Genomic DNA, 21,229 nt, shown 5'->3' on the forward strand with positions numbered 1-21,229 from the left:
TTAAATTAAGGATTAAATAGCCTGCGTGCGCTATTTAATCCTTTAATTTTTCGTCTCCATCCCTGCTCCATATTTTAAGCAATATCAATCAACAGTTCTTCTCCAGAATATCCGGACATTACGGAGGAGAAGAAATGAACACCGCCACTTACGTTTTAAAATACACAGAGTATCTCATCAGAAAATGCCGCTCATTTTTAATGACGGACCTGCATTTTCATACCGTGAGGCTTAAAAAATCAACCGGGGAAACTCCTGACATTAACTCGCCCACGACGTTGAGTGAAAAAATATGTCATCGTCTGGTCTATGACCATAATAACTTCTACACGATGCTTGCCGATAAACTCGCCGTTCGGGCATACGTTTCCTCCAGAACAACGCGCGTGAAAACGGTGCCATTAATTGGCGTTTATACCAGGCCGTCGCAGATTGATTTTTCAGTTCTTCCTGACAAATTCGTCCTTAAGTGCAACCATGACAGCGGCAGCACAATAATATGTACAAACAAAGCACAATTTAATGAAAAAGAAGCGTGTAAAAAACTGAGCCTCGCGTTAAAGAAAAATCTTTACTACACCACGCGCGAATGGCAGTACAAAAACATTACGCCAAGTATACTTTGCGAGCCGTTTGTCGATCTCTTCGACAATGCTGACAGGAACACAACGCCCGAAATGCTGAGGATCCATTGCTTTCACGGCGTTGCCCACTATGTAGAGGCGGATTTTACGGATGATAACGGCAAAGGGTTTATCAACGTTTATGACAGGCACTGGAACTTACAACCCTTCCGGATGGAATATCCGAATACTTCAGCAACGCCTGTCGAACCGCTCTTGTTCCGTCAGGCACTGTTGGCCTCCCAGGAGCTGGCGGATGGAATTGACTACTGCCGCGTTGACCTTATGCTAAAAAAAGATGAAATCTATTTCAGCGAAATAACCTTAAGCCCGAGACGCGGTAAACTGACGATTACCCCGCAGGAATGGGATGCTAAGTTAGGAAAAATATGGCATTTATCGCCGGCAGGCACATTTGACCTGCCGCTGAAGCTCACGAGTCGGGCCAGGTGAGTTTAAATATCGAGTGGTTTTGCGTCGATAAGGTATAGGTAACATCGCCACCATGAGCCAGCATGATGGCTTTTACCACCGACAGGCCCAAGCCACAGCCTTCCGGGTTCACATGTCTGGCGCCATTATCGCGCTGAAAGGGCTGAAACAGGAAATCATGAAACTCTCTGGGGATGCCCGGTCCCCCGTCCTGAATAAGGATATAATTGCCTTTATCAGAAACGCCATTTTTCACGATGAGCGTGCGCGAGGTTGAATAGTGTAAGGCATTATCAAATAAAACGGTCAGACACTGATTGATGCGTAATGGATCGAATACGCACTGCTGCTCCCTCAGGTCTGTATTGACGGTAAATGCCTTACGGCTGAACTCGGGCATGAACGTATCGAGTGCGTTCTGGATTGCCCCTTTTAGATCCGTTCTGGACTGGCATAACGTGTATCCCGCCCCGCCATTCGAACTGACAACCCGGAGATCTTCAATCAGGCGGGTTAACCCTTCCGTCTGTTTGAGAAGATTATTAAACAGCACCGGATCCGGGGTAAAAACGCCGTCAACCAACCCCTGAAGCCGTCCGCGTAAGATCGTGACCGGGGTTCTCAGCTCATGCGCGATAGCGGCATTCCAGGATTTCCTCTGAATATCCAGCGTCTGTAATTTTTCCGCCATTTCATTGAAATCCGTCACCAGGTGATTGATCTCACCCAGCCGGGAACTGGCGCAAAATGCCCTGGCGTCCAGATCGCCCTGAGAAATCTTTTTCAGGCTGGACGCTACCGCGTTTAGCGGGGTGAGTATCCGCGATGAAAGTTTGACCGTGAAAAAGAGGGCAATAATCATACTGATCGTAGTCGCGGTCCCAATCCATACCCAGTCCCACATCGTCATCTGCTCGTCATCGCCCGCAGCAGGGCCGCCCGGGAGGTGATCCAGAATAAAGGAGTAAAAAAACCAGGAGCCGAGTATGGCGATGGCAATGATCGTAAACGTCAGCAACAGCATATACGTTAAGATCTGACGACTCAGGACAGACTCTTTGTTCATTTCTTTTCCCCAAGCCGGTAGCCCATGCCTCTGATACTCTCGGGAACACCGTAAAGGCCGGCAAGCTCCAGTTTTTTACGCAACTTGCTCATGTGGCTATCGACCGTTCTGTCGAGCGTATCCCCTTCCGGCAGACACGCGTTGAGTAGCTCTTCGCGTGAGCAGACCTTTCGCGGATATCTCACCAGGTATGTGAGCAATTTAAATTCGGTCGTCGTTAATACCGGGGAGACAACCTCTGCGTCCACGGTGACTTCCACGTAGAAGTCATCCGGGTAGACCGTAATAAATGGCGTTCTGAGCGGCTGGGAACCCGCCTGCTGAAGCGCGGGTTTTGTCCTGCGCAGCACCGCCTCAACCCGTGCGACAACTTCAGAAGGGTTGAAGGGTTTGATCACGTAATCATCCGCGCCCAGCCTCAGCCCCATGAGCTTATCGACATCCTGATCGAGAGCGGAAACCATAATGACGGGGACAGCGCTTTCCTGACGAAGCGTGGTAAGTACGCTCCAGCCGTCACATACGGGCAGGTGAATGTCCAGCAATATGAGATCCGGTTTATGGAGGCGATTGAGTGCTATGGCCTGTTCGCCCTGCCTGGCTCGGAGCGTTTTCATTCCCGAACGCTCTAAGTAACTCATCAGTATATCGGCAATTTCGTCTTCATCTTCAACAACAAGGATCAGCGTATTTTTGTGCATTTTATCTCCGCGGGTGAAATCCCTTTGAGCTCGCTATCAGATATCTTTAGCACAATAAGACACAGCCTCCGGGAAAAAGTGCCGTAGTCGCGAAAATTTCCCGGCTGATTTACCTGCGCGGTTATTTCTCCATACAGCCTACACATTCCGTCAATAAAGACTCGACAATACCCGTTCAAAATCGCTATTGGGGCATAACCCTTTTGGCAGTGAGCGTTGCAAATTAATCCTGTTACTTAAAGACTTTATGAAGTTGGCTGAAATAATGAACATGGAACTTTCTAAATATTTCTCTCCTAAAAAACTGGGCATATATTCCCTGTTCCTGCTGCTGTCCTGGGGATTACTTTACACCTGGCTGATGCTGGTACACAAAATGGATGAAAAAGTCGCCTCGACGCTGCTCTCTTCACCCATTATCTATGGCTGCATAGCATTGTCAGTTGTCTCTCTGATAATCCAGAATAAAGCCGGCGCGTTGACCGAGCTGCTCGTCGTTGCCTTCTGGCTGATGGTGATTTTTGTCTATCTCATTATTACGTTCACCGTACTGTTAAACGCGATGCCCGATATCGAGGATCTGATCTTTTACTACGAGTGTTATTTGATCATTTTTTTTGGCGGAGCCCCGCTGTACCTTATTATGAGAATGATTTGAGCCGCTGCTCCACACAGCCTCCACAAACCGCCCATTTCCGCTAAACAGGCGCGCGGTAGACTCTCCCTCACGCTATTTTGCACAAAAATAACTCACCTAAAACATCTGATAAAACTTATCCATAATGATGAACCGTAATAATCTTCGTTCTTCTGAACCTGCCGGAGTGATGCACTCGCTAAAAAAACTCGCGATACGGCACCGGAAAAAACTGGTTGTCACTTTTTTCCTGGTGGTGGCCGAAAACGTGACGTTTTTACTTTATCCCGTTCTGGCTGGCATCGCGATAAATGCCATCCTCGCCGGTGAGACGCTTAACGCCGCGTTGTATGGCCTGATGGTGCTTTGCATGTGGTTCATCGGTGCGGCCAGACGGAGCGTAGACACGCGCACGTTTGCGCGCATTTATGCCGGACTCGCGGTTTCCGTCGTCCTGGCACAGCGCAAATACCAGCTTAACCATTCGGCGATCGCCGCAAGGGTAACGCTCTCGCGCGAATATGTGGATTTCTTTGAAATGCACCTTCCCCTGCTTATTACGTCGCTGAGCTCACTTTTTGGTGCCGCAATCATGTTGCTGTTTATTGAATTTTGGGCCGGCGTCATGTGCTTTGCGATTGTATTTATCCTGCTCGGATTTGTCTCAGGATATGCCCGTAAAAATGAATGGCTGTTCATGCGCCTGAATAATCGGCTGGAAAAAGAAGTGGATTATGTCCATAAGGCGGGCACGGCCACGCTTCACCGACATTACTCCACGCTGGCGCGTTTACGTATCGCATTATCTGACCGCGAAGCGTGGGGTTATTTATGGGTTGGCGTGCTCGTTGCCGCGCTTTTTACGCTGACCATCGTCTGGATGACGCGCTCAACCGGCATCACCGCCGGACATATTTACTCCGTGATGACCTACATGTGGATGTTCGCGACGAGCCTCGATGACGCGCCGCAGCTTCTGGAGAAATTTTCGCAGCTCAGGGATATCGGCAAGCGCGTATCCACTGATGATGAAATTCACGTAACCGGACGTTAATTTAATGCCGCATTTTTTTATTGAACGCCCCGTTTTCGCATGGGTAGTAGCGCTTTTTATCGTTCTGGCAGGACTCCTGTCTATTCCCCGTTTGCCGGTTGCGCAGTATCCGGCGGTGGCGCCGCCTGGAATCATTATTTCCGTCAGTTACCCGGGGGCCAGCCCCGATATCATGAACACGTCGGTGGTATCGTTAATCGAGCGCGAAATCTCTGGCGTAGATAATTTGCTCTACTTTGAATCATCCAGTGACACAACCGGTTCGGCATCGATTACCGTCACGTTTAAACCGGGCACGGACATCAAGCTGGCGCAGATGGATCTGCAGAATCAGATTAAGATTGTCGAGCCTCGTCTGCCTCAGGCGGTAAGGCAAAATGGGATTAACGTCGAGGCCGCTAACTCTGGCTTTTTAATGATGGTGGGGCTGAAGTCCGCGACGGGTCAATTTGAGGAAGCCGATTTAAGCGACTATTTTGCCAGAAACGTCAGTGACGAGCTTCGTCGCGTGCCCGGCGTAGGGAAAGTTCAGCTGTTTGGCGGCGAAAAAGCGCTGCGCATATGGTTGGATCCCATAAAGCTCCACGGCTACGGGCTTTCGGTGAGCGATGTTCTTACCGCCGTTGGCCAGCAAAATGCCCTTGTGTCGCCCGGCAAAACGGGAGATGAGCCAGCCTCTGCAGGACAAGGGGTGACGTATCCCATCACCGTGAAGGGACAACTCTCCTCGGTTGAGGCGTTCAGGAATATCACCCTGAAATCTGATGCATCCGGCGCCCGCCTGAAACTGTCCGACATTGCGCGGATTGAATCTGGCCTGCAAAGCTACGCCTTTGGTATCCGTGAAAATGGCGTGCCCGCAACGGCGGCGGCAATCCAGCTCTCGCCAGGCGCCAACGCAATGAGTACGGCTTCCGGCGTACGGGCGCGCATCGACGAACTTTCCCGGGTGTTACCCGAAGGAATGGCGTTTACGATCCCCTTCGACACCGCGCCGTTTGTGAAACTTTCTATCATGAAGGTTGTTCAGACATTTGTGGAAGCGATGGTCCTGGTCTTCCTGGTTATGCTGCTGTTTCTGCACAAGATACGCTGTACGCTTATCCCGGCGATTGTTGCTCCCGTCGCCCTTCTTGGCACCTTCACCGTGATGCTGTTGAGCGGCTACTCCATCAATATTCTGACGATGTTCGGCATGGTGCTGGCCATAGGGATTATCGTTGATGATGCCATTGTGGTCGTAGAAAACGTTGAACGTCTGATGGAGGAAAAAAACCTGTCCCCGCGTGACGCCACGCGGCAAGCCATGCAGGAAATCACCCCGGCGATTATTGGCATCACGCTGGTGCTGACCGCCGTCTTTATCCCCATGGGGTTTGCGGAAGGATCCGTCGGGATTATCTACCGACAATTTTGTATTTCCATGGCGGTCTCCATACTGCTGTCCGCGTTTCTTGCCCTGACGCTGACGCCTGCCCTGTGCGCAACGTTACTCAAGCCGCATAAGGCAGGAAAGAGCGGAGGCGGAAGGTTCGCGGTCGGATTTAACGCGCGCTTTCGTTCGCTCACCGCCTGTTACGAAGCCGGGCTGGGTGCCGTTCTGAAGCGAACCGGGCGTATGCTGCTTCTGTACGCTGCGCTTTGTGCCGCGCTGTTTCTGGGATTGTCTTCGTTACCGTCGTCCTTTCTGCCGGATGAAGATCAGGGCTACTTTATGTCCTCAATCCAGCTGCCTTCTGATGCCACGATGCAGCGTACCCTCAACGTGGTTAAAAAATTTGAAGAGGAAATTGCGGCCCGGCCGGATATTGAAAGCAACATTATGATCCTGGGCTTTGGATTTTCAGGTTCAGGACCAAACTCGGCTATGGCCTTCACCACGCTGAAGGACTGGAAAGATCGGCAGGGTGCGACGGCCCAGGGGGAAGCCGACCGGATACAGGCCAGCATGGCGAACGTCTCTGATGCCGTCACGATGAGCCTGCTCCCGCCGGCCATTTCGGATATGGGCACCTCGTCGGGCTTCACCTGGTACGTGCAGGACAGAGCGGGACTGGGCTACGAGGCGTTAAAGCGCGCTGCCGACGCGCTGGTCCTGCAGGCCAACCAGCGCCCTGAACTGAGTGATGTGTATATAGACGGGCTTCCGGAAGGAACAAGCCTTGCGCTCCAGGTGGACAGAGAAAAGGCGGAAGCAATGGGCGTCTCATTTGATGAAATCAACCAGACGCTCTCCGTCACCCTGGGCTCAAATTACGTCAATGACTATACGAACAACGGCCGCGTTCAGCAGGTGATTATTCAGGCCGATGCGCCCTACCGAATGCAGCCCGAGCAGATACTGACATTATCAGTGAAAAACCGGATGGGGCAGATGGTGCCGGTATCGACGTTTGCCACGCTTTCCTGGCACGTTGCGCCGCAGCAGTTGACGCGTTATCAGGGATATTCGGCTATTCGCATTACCGGAAATGCGGCGCCGGGAGAATCCAGCGGCACCGCAATGAAGGTTATGGAGAGTTTGTCCAGAGATTTACCTCAGGGCATGGCGGGCGAGTGGGCCGGGAGCTCATTGCAGGAGAGAAAATCGGAATCTCAGCTTCCGGGCCTTATCGTCCTGTCGATACTGGTCGTGTTTATGGTGCTGGCCGCCCTGTATGAGAGCTGGTCTATTCCTTTTGCGGTCATGCTGGTCGTTCCGCTGGGCCTTATCGGCGCGGTGATCGCGGTGTCCGTTGCCGGCATGACGAATGACGTTTTCTTCAAGGTAGGCCTGATTACGCTTATCGGCCTGTCGGCCAAGAACGCCATTCTGATTGTTGAATTTGCGAGGCAGCTCCATCGCCAGGGGCAGCCCCTGCTGGCGGCAACCATTCATGCCGCCGGCCAGCGCCTGCGCCCTATTCTGATGACGTCGTTAGCCTTCACCTTAGGGGTTGTTCCGTTGATGCTGGCCCATGGGGCGAGCGACAGTACGCAGCATGCCATCGGTACCGGCGTATTTGGCGGCATGATTAGCGGTACGCTTCTCGCCATTTTCTTCGTACCGGTTTTCTTTATCGTCATCGCGCGCTTCATCGACAACCTCAGGAAAGCGTGAATACCCTTGCGGGATCGCGCTTCCTCGCTGGTTGGATGAGGCGAAGCTGTTGCCGGGTGATATACTGGACGAATGCTGAAATTTTGAGCCCCCGCGAGTCCGCGGCGCATTCTTCGGGGCAGGCGACTTCGGAGAACAGCGAGAAATATCGTGACACAAGGGGCTGTGAGTGGGCTATAATTTCGAGCTAATTTCGAATGATTTTGAAATACTGCCTGTAACGCTATGAATTACAAGGCAAAATTAGCAATGAATATAAGGATTAAAGCTATGGGTTTTCTTTCCGGTAAGCGCATTCTGGTGACTGGCGTTGCCAGCAAACTGTCCATCGCATACGGCATCGCACAGGCAATGCATCGCGAAGGCGCTGAGCTGGCGTTCACCTACCAGAACGACAAGCTGAAAGGCCGTGTTGAAGAGTTTGCCGCGCAGCTGGGTTCCAGCATCGTTCTGGAATGTGACGTTGCACAAGACGAAAGCATCGACGGCATGTTTGCTGAACTGGCAAAAGCATGGCCGAAATTCGACGGTTTCGTTCACTCCATTGGCTTCGCTCCTGGCGACCAGCTGGACGGCGACTACGTGAACGCGGTTACCCGTGATGGCTTCAAAATCGCTCACGACATCAGCTCCTACAGCTTCGTTGCGATGGCGAAATCCTGCCGCGCGATGCTGAACCCGGGCGCAGCCCTGCTGACTCTGTCCTACCTGGGCGCTGAGCGTGCTATCCCTAACTACAACGTTATGGGCCTGGCGAAAGCCTCTCTGGAAGCCAACGTACGCTACATGGCGAACGCAATGGGTCCTGAAGGCGTGCGCGTTAACGCCATCTCTGCAGGTCCTATCCGCACCCTGGCAGCTTCCGGTATTAAAGATTTCCGTAAAATGCTGGCACACTGCGAAGCGGTTACCCCGATTCGTCGTACCGTTACCATTGAAGATGTGGGTAACTCTGCAGCATTCCTGTGCTCTGACCTTTCAGCTGGTATCTCCGGCGAAGTGGTTCACGTTGACGGCGGCTTCAACATCGCTGCAATGAACGAGCTGGAAATTAAATAAGCTGTGACTCTCTTCCCGCCCGGGAAGAGAGTTTTCCCCCGCACCACCCCTTCGTTATTCCGTTCTGCTATTTGTTATCACCTAACAATATTTTTCCCTTTATCTGCCTTACGCCAGGATATTGATCGCCATTTTGAGATCAAGGAACGCACATGGAACAACGCCGTTTTTCCGGCAAAGGCCACTGGTATCACGAGACCCAGTCGAACCACGCGCAGACAGATGTTCTGCCTCTGGTGCCCGAAGCCGCTAACGTCGACGATCGTTTTTTGCTCGATTTAGCCCTGCCTGATGAGATTGTCGCCGCCTGTTCTGGCTGGCTTACCCCTGCCAGAGCCTTATGCCACCAGCTGTTTCCGCTCTCAATTCCCGTGAACCGCCTGCATACGCTCAGCGCCTACGATCGGCTCAGCACCGCGCTAACGGTCGCACAGGCATGTGGCGTTCAGCGGCTCTGTAACCATTACGCCGCCCTCCTCGCCCCGCTTCCCGGCCCGGACTCCTCGCGTGAAAGCAACCGACGTCTGGCGCAAATTACGCAGTATGCCCGCCAGCTCGCCAGCTCCCCTGATGTCATTGATGATAAAGCGCAGAACCAGCTTGATGAGGTTGGCCTGTCAATATATGACATTGTGGTGATTAACCAGATTATCGGATTTATCGGGTTTCAGGCGCGCGTGGTCGCGGTTTTTCAGGCGCTGTTAGGACACCCCGTTCGCTGGTTGCCAGGTCATCATATTCAGCCGCACACGCTGCCCGCGAGCCACGCCGCCTGGATGCCGCTGTTGCCCGTCGTCGAGCTGCGCTATGCGAGTGCGCATCAGCTTGAGTCGCTGTCCCGCTGGCAGGCAGAACCCGTGCTGGAGGCGCTGACGCCGGTCCTTTGCCACGAGCCGTCGCTGCTCGACCTGACCGGAGAAATCCTGTTAAACACCCGCGAAGCGATCCCGCTGACTTCCCCCGCACTTTCGGCGGCGGTCGAACTGCTGACGCGCTCTCCGGACCGCTTCAGCGCCGCGCAGTTTACCCCGCTAACGGATCAAGGACTCCCCGGCGAACATGCCATCATGCTGCTTACCCGGAGCGCGTTTGATGGCTGGCTCAATCGTTTGAAAGTCGCGTTTGGTAAAGAGGAATAACCATACTAATTACCCAAAGAGCGCTTGCTGAGACAGTGAGAATCGCGTAAAACTGTCAGCCGCTCAATGGCTACGAAAATAGAACATTATGTTTCAGGACAACCCGCTGCTAGCGCAGCTTAAACAGCAACTGCATTCCCAGACGCCGCGTGCAGAAGGGGTCGTAAAAGCCACGGAAAAGGGCTTTGGCTTCCTTGAGGTTGACGCGCAGAAAAGCTACTTCATTCCGCCACCGCAGATGAAGAAAGTGATGCATGGCGATCGCGTCATGGCCGTCATTCATACCGAGAAGGACCGCGAGTCTGCCGAGCCGGAAGAACTGATCGAACCGTTCCTGACCCGTTTTGTGGGTAAGGTGCAGAGAAAAGACGATCGTCTTGCTATCGTGCCGGATCATCCCCTGCTGAAAGATGCCATTCCCTGCCGCGCCGCCCGTGGCGTTGAGCATGATTTTAAAGAAGGTGACTGGGCCGTAGCAGAAATGCGCCGTCATCCTCTGAAAGGCGATCGCGGTTTTTATGCTGAGCTGACCCAGTTCATCACCTTTGGCGCCGACCATTTCGTACCATGGTGGGTCACGCTGGCACGCCACAATCTTGAAAAAGAAGCACCGAACGGCGTAGCGACCGAGATGCAGGACGAAGGTCTGACGCGCCGCGATCTCACCGCACTGGAGTTTGTCACTATCGACAGCGCCAGCACGGAAGATATGGATGATGCGCTGTACGCTGAAGAAGGCGCCGATGGCAAACTCCATCTGACCGTCGCCATTGCCGATCCAACCGCCTGGATTGCCGAAGGCAGCAAGCTGGATGACGCCGCTAAAATCCGTGCGTTCACCAACTATCTGCCGGGCTTCAACATTCCGATGCTGCCGCGCGAATTGTCAGACGATCTCTGCTCGCTGCGTCCAAATGAAGTGCGCCCGGTCCTTGCCTGCCGCATGACTATCGCCGCAGACGGCGCGATTGAAGACGATATCGAGTTCTTTGCCGCCACCATCGAATCGAAAGCCAAGCTGGCCTACGATAACGTGTCCGACTGGCTTGAAAATACCGGCAGCTGGAAACCTGAATCAGACGCCATTGCCGCGCAAATCCGTCTGCTGCATCGCATCTGCCTCAACCGCGGCGAGTGGCGTAAAACCCATGCGCTGGTGTTCAAAGACCGCCCGGACTATCGCTTTGTTCTGGGCGAGAAAGGCGAAGTGCTGGACATCGTGGCCGAACCGCGACGCATTGCAAACCGCATCGTTGAAGAGGCGATGATTTCCGCCAACATCTGTGCCGCACGCGTGCTGCGAGACAAGCTGGGCTTTGGCATTTACAACGTCCACACCGGTTTTGATCCGGCGAATACCGAAGCGCTGGCGGCCCTGCTGAAGACTCACGATGTGCACGTTGATCCGGAAGAAGTGCTGACGCTGCCGGGCTTCTGCAAGCTTCGCCGCGAACTGGACGCTCAGCCGTCGGGTTTCCTGGACAGCCGCATTCGTCGCTTCCAGTCCTTCGCTGAAATCAGCACCGAACCTGGCCCGCACTTTGGTCTTGGCCTCGAAGCTTACGCTACCTGGACATCGCCGATCCGTAAGTATGGCGATATGGTCAACCACCGTCTGCTGAAAGCGATTATCAAAGGTGAAACCATTGCCCGTCCTCAGGAGGACACCACGCTGCAGATGGCCGATCGTCGCCGCCTGAACCGCATGGCGGAACGCGACGTTGGAGACTGGCTGTACGCACGCTTCCTGCAGGATAAAGCCGGTACGGATACCCGTTTTGCCGCTGAGATCATTGATATCAGCCGCGGGGGCATGCGCGTCCGCCTGGTCGATAATGGTGCTGTCGCGTTTATTCCTGCGCCGTTCCTGCACGCGGTTCGTGACGAAATGGTCTGTAGCCAGGAAAACGGTACCGTGCAAATTAAAGGTGAAACAGTTTACAAAGTCACCGACGTGATTGACGTTACTATCGCCGAAGTTCGCATGGAAACCCGCAGTATTATCGCGCGCCCTGTCGCCTGATAACCGGTTAAATTGTCGGCCATTTCCTTTCCGGAAGGGCCGACAATTTTTCTTTTTATCCCCGCCACAAAATCATTATTTTTCCTTACTATTTTCAGTATCCCTTCGCCCAAAATCGCCATAATTATCTACAGTAAAAGAGTGTTGTTATATTCGGTTACCTGAATTTCTATACGCTCAGTATCCTTTTTCACCTGACTCGTTTTATTATAAGAAAGCAGGGAAAAACAACAGGTTCACTTCGGTTTTGCCGCTGTTTCTCAACGGAAAAGTCGACAGCAAATGAATAATTTGTGCGCTAATGAACAGCTGCGGGAGAAAACATGATGGACGATCTGGAGCAGAATTTGCTGTTTCGCTACATGGGAACTCACAGCCCGTGGTGGCGCCTGTCAGCTGACAGCAACGCTCTGCACCTTTCCACCAGCGAAAATGCCGATGTCACTCAGGTCGTGGCGCTGGACGATGAACAGGCCGATCTCATCCGTCATTTAACCGTTATTACCTCCAGCATTTCCATGTCGCTCTCCCTGTACGGGGAGGATGTCCCGGTTCATCTTGTGGGCCGTAAAATTACCCGCAACGAGTGGGCAGGCACCGCTTCCGCCTGGAACGATACGCCCTCCGTGGCGCGCGATCTGGCTCAGGGGCTCTCTTTTGCGGAACAGGTTGTCTCCGAGGCCAACTCCGTCATTGTTATCCTCGATCAGCACGGCAATATTCAGCGTTTTAACCGGCTTAGCGAAGAGTACACCGGCCTGAAAGAGCAAGAGGTCATTGGTCAGAACGTATTTAAGCTGTTTATGAGCCGCAGCGAAGCGGCAGCCTCAAAGCGCAATATTACCGGTTTTTTTCGCAACGGCAGCTCCTACGAAGTCGAACGCTGGATCAAAACGCGTAAAGGGCAGCGGCTGTTTCTGTTCAGAAACAAATTCGTTCACAGCGGCAGCGGTAAAAATGAAATTTTCCTCATCTGCTCCGGGACCGATATTACCGAGGAGCGCCGCGCTCAGGAGCGGCTGCGCGTGCTGGCCAATACCGATACCATCACCGGCTTGCCAAACCGCAATGCGATCCACGATCTGATTTCTGACGCCATCGACAACCGCGGCGACACGCAGGTGGGCGTGGTGTATCTCGATCTGGATAACTTTAAAAAGGTCAACGACGCTTACGGGCATATGTTTGGCGATCAGCTGTTGCAGGCTGTCGCCCTCGCCATTTTGAGCTGTCTGGATGAAGAACAGGTGCTGGCGCGACTTGGCGGCGATGAGTTTATCGTCATGGCCACCAATACCTCTCAGGGCTCTCTGGAAGCGATGGCGTCGCGCATTTTAACCCGTCTGCGCCAGCCGTTCCGAATCGGTCTGATTGAGATTTATACCGGCTGCTCTCTGGGTATCGCCCTCGCCCCGCAGCACGGGAACGACCGGGAAAGCGTCATTCGTAACGCCGATACCGCCATGTACACTGCCAAAGAGAACGGCCGGGGCAAGTTCTGCGTCTTCTCACCCGAGATGAACCAGCGCGTGTTTGAGTATCTCTGGCTGGATACCAACCTGCGCAAGGCCCTGGATAACGATCAGCTTCTGATCCACTATCAGCCGAAAATAACCTGGCGCGGGGAAGTCAGAAGCCTTGAAGCGCTGGTCCGCTGGCAATCACCAGAACGCGGCCTGATCCCGCCGCTGGAGTTTATCTCTTATGCCGAGGAGTCGGGGTTGATTGTGCCGCTGGGCCGCTGGGTGATGCTCGATGTGGTTCGCCAGGTGGCAAAATGGCGCGATAAGGGAATAAACCTGCGCGTGGCGGTGAACGTGTCTGCACGCCAGCTGGCCGACCAAACCATCTTCAGCGACTTAAAGCAGGCGCTGAAGGATCTGAATTTTGAATACTGCCCGGTCGACGTTGAGTTGACCGAAAGCTGTCTTATCGAAAATGAAGAGCTGGCGCTGTACGTGATCCAGCAGTTCAGCCGACTCGGGGCGCAAATTCATCTGGATGATTTTGGTACCGGCTACTCTTCCCTTTCTCAGCTGGCCCGCTTCCCTATCGACGCCATTAAGCTCGATCAATCTTTCGTCAGGGATATTCATAAGCAGTCTATTTCCCAGTCACTGGTGCGCGCTATCGTCGCGGTGGCGCAGGCGTTAAATCTGCAGGTGATTGCCGAGGGTGTGGAAAATGCAAAAGAAGACGCCTTTCTGACCAAGAACGGCGTCAACGAACGGCAGGGTTTTCTGTTTGCTAAGCCGATGCCCGCTGCCGCATTCGAGCGATGGCTAAAACGATATCAAGCGCGAAATCAACGTTAGCTGGCTTTACGCAGGCCCGCCGCGTGATGGCGGTTTTGCAGCGTGACCAGACGCTCCATGTAGGCGATATCTTTCGGCTCCAGGCAGAAAGCGGCATCAACCCAGTCTTCCGTGATGTCCATCAGTTCACTGCGGGGCAATTGCAGAACGCGCGTACGGGCGCGCAGCATCGCCCTGACGCCATTCAGTTTTGGCCGCAGCGTATCGATGAAGGTTCGGGTGGAAACATAGCTTTGTCCCGGTTCAAACAGGACATCCACCAGCCCGTGCTGTTCGTACCATTCAGCCGTATGGGATTCCCCTTTGTAGATGAGTTCCTCCGCCAGCTTCATGCCTGCACGGCGTGCAACCAGGGAATATCCTCCCATACCCGGAAACAGGTTGAAGGCAATCTCCGGGAAACCTAAACGGGCATCGCGCTGAGCCAGGACGAAATGGTGTGCCAGAGCGGCCTCAAACCCGCCCCCTAACGCACTGCCTTCGACCATTGCCAGAGTGATGGCTCCCGTATCAAACCCCCGCGAGGCCGCATGGACGCAATCAACGCAGGCGCGAGCGTACGCCCGTAACGCTTCCCGACGTCCATTCTGAATGCACTCGACGAAGAACTGTAAATCCCCGCCGGCATTGTACATCTCGGGAACCAGCGATCCGGTTACCCAAAAATCAACCGCAAACCCAGACTGGCGAACCAGCCATGAAAAGTTCATGATCTCCTCTATTAACGCATGGTTAAAGCAAGGACGTGGCTGAGCCCGCAGCATCATCCAGACCGTGTGACGCTCCGCCTCGTAATACCCTGACAGCTGCGTGAACCGTTCAGTATCGGTAAACAGTGTGCAGGTAGGCTGATTGATAACTGTCATAGTCTAATTCCTCTTATAAAAAAGCGCCTTGCGCGCAGTTTTAGACTAATCCACTCATTAAGCCTGCTGCATGAGGGGGAATAAATTTATCACTTACGTTTATGTAATTTAGTTATTGCATTTTTTCCCTTCTCTTTTGATCCTATTTTCTGCATCATTGAAAATATTAACTTTTCGCGCCTGGGGTGAGATTATGTCGACTATTGACGCACAAGCTGTAGCACAACGAATTGATACCGTGCTGGATATCCTGGTGGCGGGCGATTATCACTCTGCTATCCGTAATCTCGAGATCCTGAAGTCTGAACTTCTTGCTCAGAATGGTGCTGACAACGCGCCTGAAAACAAACAGCCAAAAGCGCCGTGGGAAGTTTAATCCCACCGTCTCCGACCTCGTTTCGCTTTATTAAATGGATGCTATGAATTCCCGACAACAACTCATTTTGCAGATGGTCATCGATCAGGGACGCGTAAGCGTTGTCGATCTCGCTAAAACCACCGGCGTGTCTGAAGTTACTATCCGTCAGGATCTTAATCTGCTGGAAAAACAGAGCTACCTGCGTCGCGCGCACGGATATGCTGTCCCGCTGGACAGTGATGACGTTGAGACGCGCATGATGAATAACTACGCGCTCAAACGTGAACTGGCGGAATTTGCCGCGTCTCTGGTGAACAACGGCGAGACCGTCTTTATTGAAAACGGCAGCAGTAATGCCCTGCTGGCGCGCACGCTTGCCGATCAAAAAGACGTTACCATCATCACCGTCAGCAGCTATATCGCGCATTTGCTCAAAGAGACGCGCTGCGAGGTGATTCTGCTGGGCGGTATTTACCAGAAAAAAAGTGAAAGCATGGTTGGCCCGCTGACCCGTCAGTATGTTCAGCAGGTTCATTTCAGCAAGGCCTTTATCGGAATTGACGGCTGGCAGCCGGAGACTGGTTTTACCGGCCGGGATATGATGCGTTCTGACGTGGTGAATGCCGTGCTGGAAAAAGAGTGTGAAGCCATTGTGCTGACCGACAGCTCTAAGTTTGGCGCCGTTCATCCTTATACGATGGGCCCCGTTTCACGCTTTAGCCGCGTGATTACCGATGAACGGTTGAGCGACGCGCACCGTAATAAACTGGAAGATGACGGGCTGATCGTCAATATTATTAAAACGACCGCCTGAGTTCCCTCCGCGCCCGAATTTCGGGCGCATACGCCCTTCTTTCTCTGAGATGATTCCTGGTACTTCTTTAAGAGTTTTTACCTGTTTAACCTGCATTAAAGTCGTAAAATTAATGTTAGCGATATAACAGGAAGTGACTATCACCTGCGTGATTACGTAACGCCTGCGCGACCAGCTTTCACGGAGAACAGAATTAAGTATTCGATTCGTCTATACTTAACGTGTACATCTTTCCGTGAATCGATAATTCAGGAGAAAGTATTATGACCTTAACCAGCAAAAAATTAGCCGCCGCTGTTCTGGCAATCACTGTAGCAATGTCCCTGAGCGCGTGCTCTAACTGGTCTAAACGTGACCGTAACACCGCTATTGGTGCCGGTGCCGGTGCTCTCGGTGGTGCAGTATTAACGGATGGTAGTACGCTGGGTACATTAGGTGGCGCTGCTGTCGGTGGTATTATCGGTCACCAGGTTGGCAAATAATTATTATCTAAGCCTTCCCCGGTATTGCGATATTTGAACGCATTTCAGGTCTGACATACGCACGTATATAACACGAGCCACGGCATTTGCCGTGGCTCATTTATTTTAACCGCCTGCCAGTTTGACTTTCATACCTTTGGCTTCCAGCAGAGATTTTATTAAATCGCGCTTATCTCCCTGGATTTCAATAATGCCGTCTTTCACGGCGCCGCCGCAGCCACATTTCTTTTTCAACTCGGCCGCCAGCTTTGCCAGTTCAGCATCATCCAGGTCAATGCCGGAGATAAGGCAAACCCCTTTCCCTTTTCGTCCACTGGTCTGGCGCTGGATCCGAACGATGCCGTCCCCCGTAGGACGTTCTACTTTCGCTTTCGGCTCGTCTATACGCCCGCTGTCGGTTGAATAGACCAGACGGCTGTTGGAATCGGTCATTACGCCCCCTTTTTCAGCGATGCGTTGATAGCCTTAAGCGTCTCTGCCGGGTTGGCAGACTGCGTCACTGGACGCCCGATGACCATGTAATCAACGCCAGCAGCCAGCGCTTGCTCAGGCGTCATAATACGGCGCTGATCGCCCACTTCGCTGCCTGCAGGACGGATACCCGGCGTAACCAGTTTAAAATCCTGGCCCAGCACTGATTTGAAACGTACCGCTTCCTGTGCGGAGCAGACAACGCCATCCAGGCCGCAATGCTGCGTCAGACGCGCGAGACGTTCGGCATGCTCGGCGGGTGACAACGTCACGCCAAGGTCGCGTAGATCGTTTTCGTCCATACTGGTCAACACCGTGACCGCAATCAGCAACGGTGCATCTTTACCGAACGGCAGGAGCGCCTCACGGGCGGCCGTCATCATTCTTGCCCCACCCGATGCATGGACGTTGACCATCCATACGCCCAGCTCTGCTGCTGCGGCAACGGCGTGCGCCGTGGTATTCGGGATATCATGGAATTTCAGGTCGAGGAAAACTTCAAAGCCCCGCTGCTGCAGATCGCGAACGATTTGCGGTCCAAACAGCGTGAACATCTCTTTGCCAACTTTCAGACGGCAGTCGCGAGGGTCGATGCCGTCGACAAACGCCAGTGCAGCGTCACGCTTATTGTAATCAAGCGCAACAACAACAGGAGAATCCGTAATTACGCGGGAAGTGGAGGATGTAACAGACGTCATGACCAGCCCTTTTCGTCTATGGGCGCGCAGCGGCGCGGAACAGATAAACGGCCAGCATTCTACCTGCCGACGCCGCAAATTGACAGGATCCATTTATGCGCCTGCCAGGCCGACAAACCGCACGGAGTTCAGGACACGGGAAAAACGATCAGTATGTTGTAACTAAAGTAGAGTGTTTTAAAAAATTACTGCCCATCCAGGCCGCGGATTGGCTTGATGGTGGACCAGGCGCGACAGGAAGGACAGTGCCAGTAGAGCGTATACGCGGTAAAACCGCACTTCTGGCAGCGATAGCGCGGCTTGCTGCGCACCTGTTCGCCAACCATGTCGCGCAGCACCATCAGGCTCTCTTTGGCGCGCCCTTCTTCAGCATCGTTCAGGTGGTAATCCATCAGCTTATGGAACACCCGCATGGTCGGATGGCGCTGCAGCTGACGCGTAATATAAACCTGCGCGGTGTCGCTTCCCTCATACTGCTCAACGACGTCTGAAAGCATCAGTTCAGCGGTGGCACCGGTATTTTCTTCCACGCAGCGACGCAGAAAAGCTACCCACTCTTCCTGCTTGTCGAGCTGTTGATAGCAGGTTTGCAGCATTTCCAGCGTTTCACTGACCAGCTCTTTATCCTGGTCGATAACCCGCAGCAGACTTTCAACGGCTTTGGCGTAGTCGCCACTCGCCATAAAGACGCGCCCCATCATGATGGAGATTCGCGCGCTGTTGCGGTCCGCGGCGGCGCCTTTCTTCAGCAGCGCCATGGCTTTATCCATGTCGTCGTTGCCCATCTGCTGAAGAGCAAGCTCACAGTAGAAATGGGCGATCTCAACGCGCTGCTTATCTTTACCCAGCTTCACCAGACGTTCAGCAGTATCAATGGCTTTCTGCCAGTCGCTGGTGGCCTGATAAATCTGCAGGAGCTGCTGCAGCGCGCCGATGCGGAAATCTGTTTCATCGACCAGCTGCGCGAACATATCTTCCGCGCGATCGTACAACCCTGCGGCCATGTAATCCCGCCCCAGCTGTTGTACCGCAAGGAGACGTTGATCGTAGGTCAGCGAGGCGCTTTCCATCAGGGTCTGGTGAATACGAATGGCACGATCGACCTCGCCGCGCGAGCGGAACAGGTTGCCCAGGGTGAGATGCGCTTCAACCGTCCCCGTATCCTCTTTAAGCATATCGAGGAACAGGTCTACCGCTTTGTCCTGCTGATTGCTCAGGAGGAAGTTCACCCCCGCAACGTAGTCGCGGGAGAGGCGGTTGGCCTCATCCTGTTTTGTTTGTTGCGCACTTCTGCGGCCCATATACCAGCCATAGGCTGCGGCTACAGGCAAAAGCAGAAACAACAACTCCAGCATAGTCGATTATTCCTTCACGACCGGCACACCAGAGCTTTCCGGAATGTCAGACGCAGGGGCAATGTTATTTTCGAGTCGCTTAATTTTACGTTCAGCGCGCGCAAGAGAAACACGGACTTTCAGCCAGAACAGACCGCAAACCAGCCAGCCAATGGCAAATCCGGCAGCAAATAATACCGCCAGCAGGCTCGAGACGCGATACTCACCCTGAGCCAGCAGATAGTTAAACGTCACCTGCTGATCGTTTTGTGCACCCAACGTGACTGAAATGACAAAAATCGCCAATACCAGTAAGAAAATGAGTAAATATTTCACATTACTTCCCGTTATGTGGTTCAAGCGAATAAAGTGTGTTCAATTCACCGCAATCAGCCTTATAAACTACCATTTTAGCGACGAGCGCGAAACGGAAAAAGTGACGCGCAGGTCATGGATCTATGGGCAAAATGCGGAATATCAACCGTCAGGCGTCTGTCTGGTCCCTTTCGGCTATTTCTTCTTTCTCTTCTGGCGGTGGCGTTAGCGGGCAGCAGAATCGTTCAGTGAGCCAGGTCGCCAGCACGATCAGCAGCCATGAGATGAGCGTGGCAACGACCAGGTCGCGCGGCCAGTGCATCCCCAGCAGCAGGCGGCTGCCCATGACTCCCGTCGCCCAGGCCAGTAAAATCACGATAGTGATCGTTCGGCGCCTTGGCCAAAGCAGCCCAACCCCCAGCAACGCCCAGCTGGCCGCAAACATGGTGTGACCGGAAGGAAACGCGAACCCGGTCTCTTTTTGCCAGTGTTTACGCAAGAATTTCGGGATATCCTGCTGTTCCGCAAGCTGTTCTTTCACCAGCGCGCCACGATCTTTTCGCTTTAAATTGTAGAACTCATCCACCGGAACATGATGCGTTTTTTCCAGCCAGACGACAAAAGGACGCGGTTCCTGTACGCGATCTTTAACCCAGGACTTCACACCCTGGCCGACAAGGATAGCGCCCCCAAGGATCGCAAAGAGCATCAGCGCCGCGCGCAAACGAAAGCGCAGGCACCACAGAAACCAGGCGCATAGGAGTACGTGGGTAATTATCCCCCACGGCTGGGTGACCGTTTCCGTTATCCAGTATAACGTTTTCAGCCACGTGGCATTATGCCCGGGCTGCCACATCCAGCCTGAAAGCCATACGGCCAGAGGCATAATCAGTAAAATGGCCGCACCTGCTGCCGTACGTCTGGCGATTGAAAGCATGTCTTCTCCTTTTTCGCTAAGCGTCACAATCATAACTGAAATTAATCATCCTGGTGGATATGTCGGATCGTGCGTTTAACGTTCATATAGCATGGTGCCCATTAGGCGAACCTGCTGAGCTTGTGGCAAAATGAACTGATACAGAAAGCAAAACAGGGCAAAGGCACGAAACGTGTCAGCCTACTCTGGAGAATCACATGCAGCTTAAACGTGTGGCAGAAGCCAAACTGCCAACCCCATGGGGCGATTTCCTGATGGTGGGTTTTGAAGAACTGGCAACCGGACAGGATCATGTCGCGCTGGTTTATGGTGACATTTCAGGGCAGACGCCGGTTCTGTCCCGCGTCCATTCAGAGTGTCTTACCGGCGACGCGCTGTTCAGCCTGCGCTGTGATTGTGGTTTCCAGCTGGAAGCCGCCCTGTCTCATATTGCAGAAGAAGGCCGCGGTGTGCTGCTTTATCACCGTCAGGAAGGTCGTAATATTGGTCTCCTGAATAAAATCCGCGCCTACGCGCTTCAGGATCAGGGCTACGATACGGTTGAAGCAAATCATCAACTCGGCTTTGCCGCTGACGAACGCGACTTCACCTTATGCGCCGATATGTTCAAGCTGCTGGGCGTGGACGAAGTTCGCCTGCTGACCAATAACCCGAAAAAAGTGGAGATCCTGACCGAAGCGGGGATCAACATCGTCGAGCGCGTACCGCTGATAGTCGGCCGTAATCCGAAAAACGCCCACTACCTGGATACCAAAGCCGCCAAAATGGGCCATCTGCTGAAAGAGTGATGCTAAAAAGCCCGGCA

20 protein-coding genes are annotated in these 21,229 nt (G+C 53.2%); 12 read left to right on the top strand and 8 right to left on the bottom strand.

What is annotated here, in order from left to right:
• The first annotated feature begins 134 nt into the window (after positions 1-134).
• On the top strand, positions 135-1,076 hold the full coding sequence (locus ACMGGX_RS00240; protein ID WP_348561278.1) for an ATP-grasp fold amidoligase family protein: 942 nt from the start codon (positions 135-137) through the stop codon (positions 1,074-1,076).
• Here ACMGGX_RS00240 and ACMGGX_RS00245 read toward each other — a convergent pair.
• Positions 1,057-2,121, bottom strand: coding sequence for an ATP-binding protein (locus tag ACMGGX_RS00245; RefSeq protein ID WP_348561279.1), 1,065 nt, complete (start codon positions 2,119-2,121; stop codon positions 1,057-1,059). The genes ACMGGX_RS00240 and ACMGGX_RS00245 overlap by 20 nt on opposite strands.
• Positions 2,118-2,822, bottom strand: coding sequence for a response regulator (locus tag ACMGGX_RS00250; protein ID WP_202771353.1), 705 nt, complete (start codon positions 2,820-2,822; stop codon positions 2,118-2,120). The genes ACMGGX_RS00245 and ACMGGX_RS00250 overlap by 4 nt, the downstream gene beginning before the upstream one ends.
• Before the next feature lie 271 nt (positions 2,823-3,093).
• Between ACMGGX_RS00250 and ACMGGX_RS00255 the strand changes: the two genes are divergently transcribed.
• The 7 genes from ACMGGX_RS00255 (at position 3,094) to pdeR (ending at position 14,149) form a co-directional block, all read left to right on the top strand.
• Complete coding sequence (locus ACMGGX_RS00255) at positions 3,094-3,480, top strand: hypothetical protein (protein ID WP_045285958.1); 387 nt, start codon at positions 3,094-3,096, stop codon at positions 3,478-3,480.
• A gap of 124 nt (positions 3,481-3,604) precedes the next feature.
• A complete protein-coding gene (locus tag ACMGGX_RS00260) occupies positions 3,605-4,513 on the top strand; it encodes an ABC transporter six-transmembrane domain-containing protein (RefSeq protein ID WP_063441951.1) in 909 nt (302 codons plus the stop codon).
• A 4-nt stretch (positions 4,514-4,517) separates the two neighbouring features.
• Positions 4,518-7,613: a multidrug efflux RND transporter permease subunit gene (locus tag ACMGGX_RS00265; RefSeq protein WP_420297882.1), complete on the top strand. Its 3,096-nt coding sequence runs from the start codon at positions 4,518-4,520 to the stop codon at positions 7,611-7,613.
• A 270-nt stretch (positions 7,614-7,883) separates the two neighbouring features.
• The gene (gene fabI, locus ACMGGX_RS00270) at positions 7,884-8,672 is read left to right on the top strand and encodes an enoyl-ACP reductase FabI (protein WP_003856831.1); all 789 of its coding nucleotides are present in this window, start codon (positions 7,884-7,886) and stop codon (positions 8,670-8,672) included.
• Positions 8,673-8,824: 152 nt separating this feature from the next.
• Entirely contained in the window at positions 8,825-9,811 is a 987-nt protein-coding gene (locus tag ACMGGX_RS00275) for a CMD domain-containing protein (protein ID WP_420297883.1), read from the top strand.
• Between the two features lie 88 nt (positions 9,812-9,899).
• Positions 9,900-11,834, top strand: a complete 1,935-nt coding sequence (locus ACMGGX_RS00280; protein WP_045355886.1) for an exoribonuclease II — start codon at positions 9,900-9,902, stop codon at positions 11,832-11,834.
• A gap of 323 nt (positions 11,835-12,157) precedes the next feature.
• Positions 12,158-14,149, top strand: a complete 1,992-nt coding sequence (gene pdeR, locus ACMGGX_RS00285) for a cyclic di-GMP phosphodiesterase (protein ID WP_420297884.1) — start codon at positions 12,158-12,160, stop codon at positions 14,147-14,149.
• On the opposite strand, the gene ACMGGX_RS00290 is transcribed toward pdeR, so the two are convergent.
• On the bottom strand, positions 14,146-15,015 hold the full coding sequence (locus ACMGGX_RS00290; protein ID WP_054829756.1) for a crotonase/enoyl-CoA hydratase family protein: 870 nt from the start codon (positions 15,013-15,015) through the stop codon (positions 14,146-14,148). The genes pdeR and ACMGGX_RS00290 overlap by 4 nt on opposite strands.
• Positions 15,016-15,208: 193 nt before the next feature.
• Here ACMGGX_RS00290 and ACMGGX_RS00295 point away from each other — a divergent pair, with 193 nt between their 5' ends.
• The 3 genes from ACMGGX_RS00295 (at position 15,209) to osmB (ending at position 16,669) form a co-directional block, all read left to right on the top strand.
• Positions 15,209-15,391, top strand: coding sequence for a hypothetical protein (locus ACMGGX_RS00295; RefSeq protein ID WP_126795667.1), 183 nt, complete (start codon positions 15,209-15,211; stop codon positions 15,389-15,391).
• Positions 15,392-15,434: 43 nt separating this feature from the next.
• A complete protein-coding gene (locus ACMGGX_RS00300; RefSeq protein ID WP_023312063.1) occupies positions 15,435-16,187 on the top strand; it encodes a DNA-binding transcriptional regulator YciT in 753 nt (250 codons plus the stop codon).
• 263 nt (positions 16,188-16,450) lie between these two features.
• On the top strand, positions 16,451-16,669 hold the full coding sequence (gene osmB, locus ACMGGX_RS00305) for an osmotically-inducible lipoprotein OsmB (protein WP_008501216.1): 219 nt from the start codon (positions 16,451-16,453) through the stop codon (positions 16,667-16,669).
• Positions 16,670-16,774: 105 nt separating this feature from the next.
• On the opposite strand, the gene yciH is transcribed toward osmB, so the two are convergent.
• From yciH to pgpB, 5 genes are all read right to left on the bottom strand, one after another.
• Positions 16,775-17,101, bottom strand: coding sequence for a stress response translation initiation inhibitor YciH (gene yciH, locus ACMGGX_RS00310; protein ID WP_181593264.1), 327 nt, complete (start codon positions 17,099-17,101; stop codon positions 16,775-16,777).
• Positions 17,101-17,838 carry an orotidine-5'-phosphate decarboxylase gene (gene pyrF / locus ACMGGX_RS00315; protein WP_181593265.1) on the bottom strand — a complete coding sequence of 246 codons (738 nt, stop codon included), beginning with the start codon at positions 17,836-17,838 and terminating at the stop codon, positions 17,101-17,103. The genes yciH and pyrF overlap by 1 nt, the downstream gene beginning before the upstream one ends.
• A 185-nt stretch (positions 17,839-18,023) precedes the next feature.
• The gene (gene lapB, locus ACMGGX_RS00320) at positions 18,024-19,193 is read right to left on the bottom strand and encodes a lipopolysaccharide assembly protein LapB (RefSeq protein ID WP_023312066.1); all 1,170 of its coding nucleotides are present in this window, start codon (positions 19,191-19,193) and stop codon (positions 18,024-18,026) included.
• A gap of 6 nt (positions 19,194-19,199) precedes the next feature.
• Positions 19,200-19,508, bottom strand: a complete 309-nt coding sequence (locus ACMGGX_RS00325; protein WP_023312067.1) for a LapA family protein — start codon at positions 19,506-19,508, stop codon at positions 19,200-19,202.
• 148 nt (positions 19,509-19,656) lie between these two features.
• Positions 19,657-20,424, bottom strand: coding sequence for a phosphatidylglycerophosphatase B (gene pgpB, locus ACMGGX_RS00330; RefSeq protein ID WP_420297885.1), 768 nt, complete (start codon positions 20,422-20,424; stop codon positions 19,657-19,659).
• A gap of 197 nt (positions 20,425-20,621) precedes the next feature.
• On the opposite strand from pgpB, the gene ribA reads away from it, so the two are divergent.
• The gene (gene ribA / locus ACMGGX_RS00335) at positions 20,622-21,212 is read left to right on the top strand and encodes a GTP cyclohydrolase II (RefSeq protein WP_008501210.1); all 591 of its coding nucleotides are present in this window, start codon (positions 20,622-20,624) and stop codon (positions 21,210-21,212) included.
• Positions 21,213-21,229 lie beyond the last annotated feature (17 nt).

It is taken from the genome of Enterobacter sp. BNK-29 (assembly GCF_048684785.1).
In the GTDB taxonomy this organism is placed as follows: Bacteria; Pseudomonadota; Gammaproteobacteria; order Enterobacterales; family Enterobacteriaceae; genus Enterobacter; species Enterobacter cloacae_M.

What these genes read in the sequence shown, in the direction of transcription:
- ACMGGX_RS00240 (WP_348561278.1), top strand. Translation starts at nt 135, where the DNA reads ATGAACACCGCCACTTACGTTTTAAAATACACAGAGTATCTCATCAGA.
- ACMGGX_RS00245 (WP_348561279.1), bottom strand. Translation starts at nt 2,121, where the DNA reads ATGAACAAAGAGTCTGTCCTGAGTCGTCAGATCTTAACGTATATGCTG.
- ACMGGX_RS00250 (WP_202771353.1), bottom strand. Translation starts at nt 2,822, where the DNA reads ATGCACAAAAATACGCTGATCCTTGTTGTTGAAGATGAAGACGAAATT.
- ACMGGX_RS00255 (WP_045285958.1), top strand. Translation starts at nt 3,094, where the DNA reads ATGGAACTTTCTAAATATTTCTCTCCTAAAAAACTGGGCATATATTCC.
- ACMGGX_RS00260 (WP_063441951.1), top strand. Translation starts at nt 3,605, where the DNA reads ATGATGAACCGTAATAATCTTCGTTCTTCTGAACCTGCCGGAGTGATG.
- ACMGGX_RS00265 (WP_420297882.1), top strand. Translation starts at nt 4,518, where the DNA reads ATGCCGCATTTTTTTATTGAACGCCCCGTTTTCGCATGGGTAGTAGCG.
- fabI (WP_003856831.1), top strand. Translation starts at nt 7,884, where the DNA reads ATGGGTTTTCTTTCCGGTAAGCGCATTCTGGTGACTGGCGTTGCCAGC.
- ACMGGX_RS00275 (WP_420297883.1), top strand. Translation starts at nt 8,825, where the DNA reads ATGGAACAACGCCGTTTTTCCGGCAAAGGCCACTGGTATCACGAGACC.
- ACMGGX_RS00280 (WP_045355886.1), top strand. Translation starts at nt 9,900, where the DNA reads ATGTTTCAGGACAACCCGCTGCTAGCGCAGCTTAAACAGCAACTGCAT.
- pdeR (WP_420297884.1), top strand. Translation starts at nt 12,158, where the DNA reads ATGATGGACGATCTGGAGCAGAATTTGCTGTTTCGCTACATGGGAACT.
- ACMGGX_RS00290 (WP_054829756.1), bottom strand. Translation starts at nt 15,015, where the DNA reads ATGACAGTTATCAATCAGCCTACCTGCACACTGTTTACCGATACTGAA.
- ACMGGX_RS00295 (WP_126795667.1), top strand. Translation starts at nt 15,209, where the DNA reads ATGTCGACTATTGACGCACAAGCTGTAGCACAACGAATTGATACCGTG.
- ACMGGX_RS00300 (WP_023312063.1), top strand. Translation starts at nt 15,435, where the DNA reads ATGAATTCCCGACAACAACTCATTTTGCAGATGGTCATCGATCAGGGA.
- osmB (WP_008501216.1), top strand. Translation starts at nt 16,451, where the DNA reads ATGACCTTAACCAGCAAAAAATTAGCCGCCGCTGTTCTGGCAATCACT.
- yciH (WP_181593264.1), bottom strand. Translation starts at nt 17,101, where the DNA reads ATGACCGATTCCAACAGCCGTCTGGTCTATTCAACCGACAGCGGGCGT.
- pyrF (WP_181593265.1), bottom strand. Translation starts at nt 17,838, where the DNA reads ATGACGTCTGTTACATCCTCCACTTCCCGCGTAATTACGGATTCTCCT.
- lapB (WP_023312066.1), bottom strand. Translation starts at nt 19,193, where the DNA reads ATGCTGGAGTTGTTGTTTCTGCTTTTGCCTGTAGCCGCAGCCTATGGC.
- pgpB (WP_420297885.1), bottom strand. Translation starts at nt 20,424, where the DNA reads ATGCTTTCAATCGCCAGACGTACGGCAGCAGGTGCGGCCATTTTACTG.
- ribA (WP_008501210.1), top strand. Translation starts at nt 20,622, where the DNA reads ATGCAGCTTAAACGTGTGGCAGAAGCCAAACTGCCAACCCCATGGGGC.